This window comes from Streptomyces sp. NPDC059909 (genome assembly GCF_042730885.1).
Lineage (GTDB): Bacteria > Actinomycetota > Actinomycetes > Streptomycetales > Streptomycetaceae > Streptomyces.
The window spans coordinates 20,873-30,746 of sequence record NZ_JBHWKX010000076.1; the positions used below are offsets into that span (position 1 = coordinate 20,873).

A 9,874-nucleotide genomic window follows, 5' to 3' on the forward strand; every position below is an offset into this window, starting at 1 on the left:
GGGTATCTGGCTGAGCATGCTTGCTCTGATCTATACCTCGCACAGCGCAGCAACCACGGTGTGTGCCTTCGTGGGAGCCATTCTCATCGTGCTGGCGGTGGGTTGGTACATCCGGATGAATCTCACCTGAGGCGCGATCCAGATTTTTCGGAGTTCGGCGGTCTGGGGATGTCGAGAACGTGCCACCGGCTCCGTCCCAGGGACATCAGCGGTCACTACCGGCCGCACGAGGAAGAAGGGGAAACCAGCATGGCGATTCAGCGGATGGACAACGTCGGCATCGTCGTCGAGGACATGGATGCCGCCATCGCGTTCTTCGTGGAACTCGGTATGGAGTTGGAGGGCAGGGCGGAGGTCGAGGGCCTCTTCGCCGACCAGTGCACCGGACTCGACGGCGTCCGCTGTGACATCGCGATGGTCCGGACCCCGGACGGTCACAGCCGGCTCGAGCTGGCGAAGTACCGCAGCCCCGCGGTGATCAGCGCCGGGCCGCGCAACCGGCCGCACAACATTCTGGGCACGCACCGCGTCATGTTCGCCGTCGACGACATCGAGGACACCGTTGCCCGCCTGCGCCCTCACGGCGCCGAACTCGTCGGCGAGATCGCCCGGTTCGAGGACAGCTATCTGCTCTGCTACATCCGCGGCCCGGAGGGCATCATCGTCGGCCTGGCCGAGCAACTGCGCTGAGAAGGAGCCTCGCACCATGATCGGTGCGGGGTCTTCCCCTTGTGCCCCAGGCAGGATTCGAACCTGCGACACCCGCTCTAGGAGCGAGGTGGGGCGACTTGTGGTCTGACCTGCGGCACGCGGACATCGACGGACACGGGCGCGGAGCACCGTCGGCGACCGCAGTTCCCCGTGGCTCCCCGCTCCATCTGGCGCGGTTGTGGCACGGGGAGCATCTACGGGGGCGGTTGCGGGGGTTGCGGTACGGCGCTGCTGTACAGCGACCAGAGGTCGACCAGCCACGGGCAGCCCCGCCATGTCACGCTTAGCCCCCTCAGGCCAGCCGCCGGGTCCGTCTGTGCGAATGAGGATTCCGGGGGAGTCCGGATCAACCTCACCTGTGAAGGAGTTCGGCCAGAACGCCCGGCGGGTGCGCGGCAGAGGTACCTCCACCAGTCGGCCGTCGTGGATCATTCATAGGCCGAAGCACTCGTCCTCCTCATCGTGAACGAGCACTTGTACCGAGTGGGGTGATTTCCAGGGCAACGACTCAAGGTGTTCAAGCAATCCGATCCATCTGGACCGCCTCACGAACTCAATGGCCCAGCCGCCGAACATGCCCTGCCCGATATCGGTGAAACATCCTGACCACTCTCGACTGTCGTCTGGGCGTGTCAGCGGCTCCATGGTCTCTGCTTCGTCGCTGGCCAGCACGATGACTTCGGCAAATCTGCTCATGAGGGAGTATCGCCATCCGTTGAGAAGGAATGGCAACCGTCAATGGCTCAGGCAAGGGCTGGCGCACCGGGTCATGAAGCCCCAGTTTGGAAGTCCCCGTATGCGGATGTCCGATGAACTGGGAGATCGCTGACCTGCGGCGGGATGGTTGTCTCGCCCTGGTTCTCCGCTACTCCCCGCTGTTCGCTCCTCGACCGGGCATGCAGCGGGCACGCGTTGGTGCGCAGTGTCCAGTGGTGCCGGGATCGGTCACCTCACGTGCTTGACGTCGGCGCCCCGACGGGCAATCGATCAGCGGCCGGATGTGTGGGCGAGGTCTGCTTCGGCCCAGAGGACCTTGCCGCCTGCGACCGGTCGGGTGCCCCATCTGCTGGACAGCTGGGCGACCATGGCGAGTCCGCGGCCGTGCTCGTCGACGATGCGCGCGCTCTGCGGACGCGGGGAGGAGACGTCGGCATCGGACACTTCGACGGTCAGGACCTTGTGTCGGATCAGACGCAGGCGAATCGGGCCGTCGCTGTGGCGGACGGCGTTGGTGACCAGTTCGCTGATGATCAGCTTCGTGGAGTCCTCGAGCCTTTCCAGGCCCCATGCGGCCAGCTGACCGGCGGCGAGGTTTTGGGCGCGGTGGAGGACGGTGCCGTCGCGGGGCAGGGTCCAGGAGGCGACCTGGTTCGGGCTGAGCGAGCGGGTGCGGACCAGGAGCAGGCTGGCGTCGTCGCACGCCACCTGATCCTCGAGGGGTGCCATCGCGCGGGTGCAGAGCTCCTCCAGGGACAGCTCCGGTTGGGCGAGGGCGGTGCCCAGGCGGTGCATTCCCTCGTCGATGTCGTCCTCGCGGGTCTCGACCAGGCCGTCGGTGTACAGTGCGATGAGACTTCCCTCGGGCAGTTCCAGCTCGACGGCCTCGAAGGGGACTCCGAGTCCGACGCCGAGGGGGGCTCCGGTGGGCAGGTCGGGGAAGGTCACCTTGCCCTTCGGGTCGATGATCGCGGGCGGGAGGTGTCCGGCCGTTGCCATGGTGCACTTCCGGGTGACCGGGTCGTAGACGGCGTACAGGCAGGTGGCGGCCACCACCGTGGGAGCCTGGTCCGGGGCGTCGGGGTCTTGCTCCGCCAGCCGCTGGACCGTGTCGTCGAGGCGGGTCAGCAGTTCGTCGGGGGGCAGTTCCATGTCGGCGAGCGTGTGGACGGCGGTGCGGAGTCTGCCCATGGTCGTGGCGGCGTTGATGCCGTGTCCGACCGCATCGCCGACGACGAGGGCGACCTGGGCGCCGGACAGCGGGATCACGTCGAACCAGTCGCCCCCGACGCCGCGGTCGATGTCGGCGGGCAGGTAGCGGGAGGCCGCCTCGACCGCCATGCCGCCGTGCAAACGGCGTGGATGCAGGTTGCGCTGGAGTGTGAAGGCCGCAGTGTGCTCGCGCGTGTACTGGCGAGCGTTGTCCAATGCCAGTGCGGCACGGCTGACGAACTCTTCGGCCAGGAGCAGATCGGCCTCCTGGAACGGCACCGGGTCCTTGGTGCGGATGAACAACGCCACGCCCAGCAGGACGCGCCGTACGTGGATGGGGACGACCATCACGGAGTGCATGCCGGTGTCACGGATCTTCTGTGCCCGTACCGAATCCTTGTCGATCCACGAGCCTGGAGCGGTGTCCAGGACCGGCTCCAGGTAGGGCCTGCCAGTGCGCAGAATGTCGGTGACGGGCGTGTCAGGCAGCATGGGGACCGCCTCACCGCGCATCCACGGGGATTCCGGGACCCCTTGGTGGATCGAGGCCAGGCCGGCGCGTCGGAGAATGGGGAGGCGCTCGCCCACCGCGCCGATGCGGACCGGGGGCCCCTTGCCGAACAGGGCCGACTGCTCCAGGTCCACGGCGACGAAGTCGGCGAACAGAGGCACGGCAAGATCGGCCAGTTCCTGACCGGTCTGCATCACATCCAGGGTTCTACCCAGGCGCGTGCCGGCCTCGCCGAGGACGGTGAGGCACTCGCGCACCTGTCGGCTCTCCGTGACATCAACGCTGATGGTGCCCACCCCCAGGGCTTCGCCGTCAGCGCCTTGGAGACAGCAGAACGAAACCGCGAACGGGCGCTCCTTACCCAGACTCGTCGGCAGCCACGTGCGGTATTCGTGGATCTTGGCGGTGCCGCTCTGGAGCACGTGCCGCATCACCGCCTCGGTGGTTTCGGCCTCGGTGCCAGGCCACGCATCGGTGAGTCGACATCCGAGCCGCCGCTCACGGGAAATGCCGTCGTGGCTCCCCATGACGTCGTTCACCCAGGTACAGCGCAGCTGCAGGTCACGAACGGAGACACCGATCGGCGCACGGGCAAGAAGCGCCCCGCGCACTGATCCGTGCACCAGGTCCTTGGACGGCACGCTGATGTCGGTCACGGACGCAAGCCACCGCACTGCTCCGTCCTGCCCCTGCAGAGGCGAGATCCGCAGGCCGACGTCGAGCACGCGGCCGTCCCGGTGGCGCACCGCCGAAGCGCCCGACCAGCCGTTCCGGACACGGCACTGCTCGACGAACGCCGACATCGTCGGCGCTTCACCAAGGGACGGCAGTACGAGTGCGGCGGACCGGCCCACCACGCTCCCGGCGCAGTACCCGACAAGCTGCTCGCCGGCCTGCGTCCACGCGACCACCGTCCCCTGCTCGTCGAGCAGCGCGAACGCCGTGTCGGATATGTCAGACGCATGTATGTGGCTACCGAGTGTCACGCGTTCGGTGCTGATAGTGGTTCTAGTCATCGAGCCATCATCCCCGGATGGCCTGGGAATGGACGATATGGGGGATAGAGGTAAATTTACCCCTTTCGGGGCAGTTGACTGGATGGCGCTCTGCCTGTGGCAACGTCGCAGCCGTGGCTGATACCTCGGTCAGGAAAACCCGCTGACGGGCTGCGAGGCGGGCGCAGCACGTGGACGGCATGCGTGCGGCAGCCGGAACGGCACCCAGGAAGCGAGGCGACGCCAGACCGCATGTGGACGTGTTGCGCTCCGTCCGGCGAACGGGGGACACGAAGACGAAGACGAAGACGAGCCGTCGCTCGCTCGCGATGCCGAAGCAGGCTGCCTCTGTGATGGAAGCGCATCGGACGCGGCAGCAGAAAGAATGCGATACGGTCGGCACGGATTGGCGGGAGTACGGGCTTGCCTTCCCCGATGAATGGGGCGAGCAGCGATCCTCGACGAACGTCCTGCGTAACTTCCGATCCCTGCTGAAGGCAGCCGGAGTCGAGAACCCGAAAGGCTGGACGACCCGGGAGTTGCGGACAAGCTTCGTCTCCCTGCTGTCGGACCACGGCATCCCGATCGAAGTCATCGCCCGAGTGGTCGGCCACAGCGGCAGCCAGACCACGGAACAGGTCTACCGCAAGCAACTTCGCCCCGTGATCACGGAGGGAGCTGAGGCGATGGACGACATCTTCGGACGGGGCAATACGACGGACAGCGAGTCCGGTCCGAGCGCCTGAGTTCTCGGCCGTGGCTCCCTGTTTGGCTCCCTCTCTTGCCAGAGTCTCTGTGCAGGGCGACCGTGACCTGCACGGAGGCCCTGTTGGCCCCGGCCACCGCCATTACCCCAGCGGTAATCGACCCCTCCGCCGGGCCTCCGGCATCGTGGTGGTCACCGGGGCTCGGGCGGCGCACTCCGCTCGAGCTCCGGGTCAACGACCAGCACGTACGACCTCGATGGAGGCTGATCCGTCATGTCCCAGGCCCTGCTCGCCGGACTCTCCCGCACCACCGAGCCACAGACGACGCTCCGTCGCTTCCTCGCCCTCGACGCCGTCGTCACGGGCACCAACGGACTGGCGTATCTCGCCGCGTCCGGACCGCTCGGGCGGCTGCTCGGCGTCGATGCGGCGCTGCTGCTCGAACTGGGCGTGTTTCTCACCCTGTTCGCTGCGGGCGTCGGGTTCCTTGCCGCTCGGCAGCAGCCGCCCGCCGGGCCCGTGAAGCTCGTCGTCGACGCCAATGCGGTCTGGGCCGTGCTCAGTGTCGTCGCGCTGGTGGCGTGGCTGGAGCCCAGCACCGCGGGGACGCTGTGGATCATGGTGCAGGCGATGACCGTCGCGGGGTTCGCGGGGCTTCAGTGGTTCGCGCTGCGGGCGCTCACGCCGCACCCCGCCCCGTGACGGGAGCGCCACTTCAGGCCGGCCGATGCGGCCGACGTGCGGGATGTGACCCGCACGTCGGCCCTCGGGCCCGGAGCCCTCCGGAAGATCAGGACGTGAGCGACTGCAGGTACTTCACCGTCGCGGGGTCGGCCGGAAGGAACGTTTCGATGGCCAGCTCGGCGACCGTGACGTCCAGCGGCGTGTTGAACGTCGAGATCGACGACACGAACGACAGCACCACGCCACCGTGTTCGATCCGCAGCGGAAGCGCGAAGTACGGGTAGGGCGCCTCGTCCTCCCGGTCCTCCCGGCCCGCCGCGTCGCCGCCAGGCTCCGGCACGGGATACGCGGCGACCTCGTCGTACAGCTTGCGCAGCGTCTCGGAGCGGACCAGGGCCATCTGGCGCTCCATCTGGTCCAGAAGATGCCCGCGCCACTCGCGGAGATTGCGGATCCGCGGGGCGAGACCCTCCGGGTGCAGGGTGATGCGCATCGCGTTGAGCGGGGGAGTGAGCAGATGCTCCGGGAGGCCATCGAGGAGCATGGCGATTCCGCGGTTGGCCGCCACGACCGTGTACGTGCCGTCGACGACCAGCGCCGGATACGGCTCGTACCCGTGCAGCAGCCGCTCCATCCCCTCCCGCAGGGCCTCCAGCGCCGGATCGTCCATGGGCGTCTCGGCGAAACGCGGCGCGTAGCCGGCCGCCAGCAGCAGCGCATTGCGGTCGCGGACCGGGACGTCCAGGTGCTCGGCGAGCTTGAGGACCATCTCCTCGCTCGGCCGGGACCGCCCCGTCTCGACGAAGCTGATGTGCCGGGCGGAGGACTCGGCGCGCAGGGCCAGTTCCAGCTGGCTGAGCCTGCGCCGCTCCCGCCAGGCACGCAGTAGTGGCCCCACTCCCGTGTCGGGCGCGACAGTTGTCATACGGAAACCGTAACGTCGCACGAAGACGATCCCGGAGGGAGTCCTGCTCATGCCCACAGAGCCGCTGTCGCAGAAGGAGATCGAGGACAGGCTGCGCGAGCTGCCCGGCTGGTCCCAGGAGGGCGACCGCATCGCCCGTACGTACCGGCTCGGCAACCACTTCGCGGCGACCGCACTGGTCGTGCACGTTGCGCAGATCCAGGACGAGCTGAACCACCACTCCGATCTCACGCTCGGCTACAACACGGTCAATCTCACCGTGAACACGCACGACGCGGGTGGCGCGATCACCGATCGCGACTTCGAGCTCGCGCGCCGCGTCGAGACGGTCGCCCCGAGCCACGGCGCGAGCTGACCGTGCTGCACGACGACGAGACCACCCGCGACACGGAGGGGTCGGCCGGCGCCGGCCGGGACACCCTGCTCGACTACGACGTGGAGGCCGCGCTCTACGACGCGACGCGCGGCGGTGTGCCCCGCGCGGCGGCGGCCGCCGCTGCCGTGCTCTCGCTCGTGCCGGAGACCGCCCGTTCGCTCCTCGACATCGGCTGCGGCACCGGTCTCGTCACCGAGCGCCTGGGCAGGAGCGGACTGCGTGTGTTCGGTGCCGACGCCGCGGCCGGCATGGCCAGGATCGCCGCCACCCGTGTGGGCGCGGTCGTCCTCGCCGACGTCCGGCGGCTGCCGCTGCCCGACGCGTCGGTGGACGCGGTCAGTGCGGTGTGGCTGCTGCATCTCGTACGGGACGCACGGGCCATCGTCGCCGAGGCGGCGCGGGTGCTGCGCCCCGGCGGCGTGTTCGTCACCACCGTCGACAAGGACGCCGGACACGACGTGGGCAGCGACATCGACATGGTCCTCGCGCCGTACCGCACGACCGAGGCGTACGACCGCGCCGACCGCATCGAGGCGTTCGGCGCGGTTCATGGCCTCCGCCCTGCGGGGGAGACGCACTTCACCGGCCACGGCCAGGGCCGCTCACCGCGCCGTGTCGCCCAGGCGCTGCTGCGCGGCGAGTACGCGTCCCGGCTCACGGCGCGCGGGGTGATCGCCGAGAAGCTCGCCGAGGAGCTGCGCGCGCTGCCCGACCCTGACGAGCCGCGAGCCGAGCCGCGCTACCGGCTCCTCGCACTGCGCAGGGCCGCGCCGGCGGGTGACGGAGCGTCACCCGGACGCCGGTGACCGGTCGCTCGCCGGGTGGCGGGCGCATACGGTCCGAGTGGGTTCACCCTGCGTGATCAACCGGTCAACCGGCCGTCCGGAGGTTCGTATGTCCCGTCATCCCCTCACCGGCTCAAGAACCGGTCGGCGCCCCGCCCGCCGCCGCAAGGCCGCCGTGCGCGTGCCCGTACGCGTACCCGTATCGGTGCCCGTGCTGTCCGCGGCTGCGGCCGCTGCCGTGCTCCTCACCCTCGGACTCCCGGCCGCCACCGCAGACGCAGCTCCCACGCCCCAGTGCCTCGGCCGTGCGGCGACCATCACCGGCTCGGGCACGGTCACCGGAACCGACGGCCCCGACGTCATCGTCGGCTCGGTCGGCGACGACGAGATCGACGGTCGCGGCGGCAACGACGTCATCTGCGGGCTCGACGGAGGGGACACCATCAGCGGAGGCTTCGGGGACGACCGCATCAACGCCGGGCCGGGCGACGACGACGTCCGGGGCGATGCGGGCGCGGAGAGCGGCAACGCCGTCGGCGGTGGCGACGACCTGCTGATCCTGGGCGAGGGCCATGACGTCGCGGCGGGCGACAGCGTCGCCTTCGACGGCGATGCCGAGGGCGGCGGGGACGACCGGATCATCGGCGGCCCCGGCGACGACGGCATCACCGGGGACAGTACGTCTTATTCGGGCACGGCCTCCGGCGCGGGCGACGACCACATCGACGGCGGGACCGGTCTCGATGCGGTGCGCGGGGACAGCAACGCGCTTCTGCGCGCCACCGGTGACGGCGGCAACGACCGCATCGACCTCGGGCCCGACGGCGGCTCCTTCGCCATCGGGGACCACAACACCTTCTCGGCGGGGGCCACGGCGAGCGGCGCGGGCAACGACCGGATCATCGGCGGCAGCAACGGTGACCTGCTGGTCGGTGACAGCGCCGCGGACAAGGCCGGCGACGCGGGCGACGACCGGATCGTCGCGCGGGGCGGCGACGACTCCGTTTTCGGTGACAACGTCGACGTCAACAGCCTCGCGACGGTCGGCGAGGCCGGCGGGCGGGACAAGCTTGTGGGCGGCGCGGGCAACGACACCCTGCGGGCGGGCCCGGCCCGTGACTTCCTGGCCGGGGGGCGGGACACGGACAACTGCGACGGCGAAGCCGGCAGGGCCGACTTCGCCATCACCTGCGAGAGCGACACCGTCGCGCGGTAGTCGTTGCCCCGCAGCCGTCGGCCCGTAGTCTTCGGGCGCCGCGCCGCGGGTGTCAGGCCGACCACGCCCCCGAGGCCGCCGCGTCCTTCGCGAAGGCCGAGAAGTCCCCCGGAGCACGGCCCAGGACGCGCTGGACGCCGTCCGTCGGATGCGCGTTGCGGCCGTCCATGAGCATCGTGAAGAGTTCGGTCAGCCACAGCGCGTCCTCGGCCGGGAAGCCGGACTCCTGCAGCATGGCCACGTAGTCGTCGCCGGAGACCGGGACGTACTCGATCCTGCGCCCGGTGGCGGCGGACAGCTCGGCGGCCACGTCGTGGAACGTCAGCAGCCGGGGCCCGGTCAGCTCGTGGGTCAGGCCCTCGTGCCCGTCGTCCAGGAGCACCGTGACCACCACGTCCGCGAGGTCCTCCAGGTCGAGGAAGGGCTCGGCCGTGTCACCGGCGGGGAAGGGGATCTCGCCGTCGAGCACCCCGCCGGCGAAGGCGCCCTCGCTGAAGTTCTGCGCGAAGAACGCCGCCCGCACCACCGTCAGCGGCACGCCCGCCTCCCGCAGCGCGTCCTCCGCGCGCACCGCCTCCGGCTCACCGCGGCCGGACAGCAGCACCAGCCGACGTACCCCGCCCTCGGCCGCCAGCCGGCCGAAGCGGCGCATCGCGTCCACCGCGCCCGGTCCCGCCAGGTCCGGGTAGTACGTCACGTACGCGGCGTCCGCGCCCCGGAGCGCCGGACCCCATGTCGACTCGTCCTCCCAGTCGAAGGGCACCTCTCCCGTGCGCGAACCGGCCCGCACGGTCACCCCGTGCTCCGCGAGCCGCTCCGCCACCCGGTGGCCGCTCTTGCCGCTCGCCGCCGTCACCAGCACCGTCGCCGGCTGCGTCGCCGGGGTCGGCCGGGACTGCTGTGTCTGTTGCGTCTGCTGCTTCAGGTTCTCCGTCATGACTTCAGCACGATCTAGCGCGGAACCCCGGGCGTTCACGCCCGGGAGGAAGCGCTTGTCTCGATTGCCCTGACCCGTGCTGGACCACGGGTCTGCAC

General features: G+C 69.8%; 10 protein-coding genes. 6 read left to right on the forward strand and 4 right to left on the reverse strand.

Annotated features, from left to right (window positions below; genetic code table 11):
• Positions 1-249: 249 nt before the first annotated feature.
• Complete coding sequence (locus tag ACFV9O_RS33265; RefSeq protein WP_127357022.1) at positions 250-690, forward strand: VOC family protein; 441 nt, start codon at positions 250-252, stop codon at positions 688-690.
• Positions 691-1,143: 453 nt separating this feature from the next.
• Here ACFV9O_RS33265 and ACFV9O_RS33270 read toward each other — a convergent pair whose 3' ends face one another.
• Together ACFV9O_RS33270 and ACFV9O_RS33275 are read right to left on the reverse strand one after the other, a co-directional pair.
• The gene (locus tag ACFV9O_RS33270; RefSeq protein ID WP_385424626.1) at positions 1,144-1,407 is read right to left on the reverse strand and encodes a hypothetical protein; all 264 of its coding nucleotides are present in this window, start codon (positions 1,405-1,407) and stop codon (positions 1,144-1,146) included.
• Between the two features lie 291 nt (positions 1,408-1,698).
• Entirely contained in the window at positions 1,699-4,167 is a 2,469-nt protein-coding gene (locus ACFV9O_RS33275) for a SpoIIE family protein phosphatase (protein WP_385424628.1), read from the reverse strand.
• A 179-nt stretch (positions 4,168-4,346) separates the two neighbouring features.
• Between ACFV9O_RS33275 and ACFV9O_RS33280 the strand changes: the two genes are divergently transcribed.
• Together ACFV9O_RS33280 and ACFV9O_RS33285 are read left to right on the forward strand one after the other, a co-directional pair.
• Complete coding sequence (locus tag ACFV9O_RS33280; RefSeq protein WP_385424649.1) at positions 4,347-4,892, forward strand: tyrosine-type recombinase/integrase; 546 nt, start codon at positions 4,347-4,349, stop codon at positions 4,890-4,892.
• 234 nt (positions 4,893-5,126) lie between these two features.
• Complete coding sequence (locus ACFV9O_RS33285) at positions 5,127-5,555, forward strand: hypothetical protein (protein ID WP_385424631.1); 429 nt, start codon at positions 5,127-5,129, stop codon at positions 5,553-5,555.
• Positions 5,556-5,643: 88 nt separating this feature from the next.
• Here ACFV9O_RS33285 and ACFV9O_RS33290 read toward each other — a convergent pair whose 3' ends face one another.
• The gene (locus tag ACFV9O_RS33290) at positions 5,644-6,462 is read right to left on the reverse strand and encodes a helix-turn-helix domain-containing protein (RefSeq protein WP_385424634.1); all 819 of its coding nucleotides are present in this window, start codon (positions 6,460-6,462) and stop codon (positions 5,644-5,646) included.
• A 49-nt stretch (positions 6,463-6,511) separates the two neighbouring features.
• On the opposite strand from ACFV9O_RS33290, the gene ACFV9O_RS33295 reads away from it, so the two are divergent.
• From ACFV9O_RS33295 to ACFV9O_RS33305, 3 genes are all read left to right on the forward strand, one after another.
• Positions 6,512-6,817 (forward strand): 4a-hydroxytetrahydrobiopterin dehydratase, encoded by a 306-nt coding sequence (locus ACFV9O_RS33295; RefSeq protein ID WP_385424637.1) that lies wholly within the window; start codon positions 6,512-6,514, stop codon positions 6,815-6,817.
• Between the two features lie 65 nt (positions 6,818-6,882).
• A complete protein-coding gene (locus ACFV9O_RS33300) occupies positions 6,883-7,644 on the forward strand; it encodes a class I SAM-dependent methyltransferase (RefSeq protein ID WP_385424652.1) in 762 nt (253 codons plus the stop codon).
• A gap of 88 nt (positions 7,645-7,732) precedes the next feature.
• Entirely contained in the window at positions 7,733-8,839 is a 1,107-nt protein-coding gene (locus ACFV9O_RS33305) for a calcium-binding protein (protein WP_385424640.1), read from the forward strand.
• Positions 8,840-8,891: 52 nt separating this feature from the next.
• Here ACFV9O_RS33305 and ACFV9O_RS33310 read toward each other — a convergent pair whose 3' ends face one another.
• The gene (locus tag ACFV9O_RS33310) at positions 8,892-9,776 is read right to left on the reverse strand and encodes an NmrA family NAD(P)-binding protein (protein ID WP_385424643.1); all 885 of its coding nucleotides are present in this window, start codon (positions 9,774-9,776) and stop codon (positions 8,892-8,894) included.
• Positions 9,777-9,874: the final 98 nt, after the last annotated feature.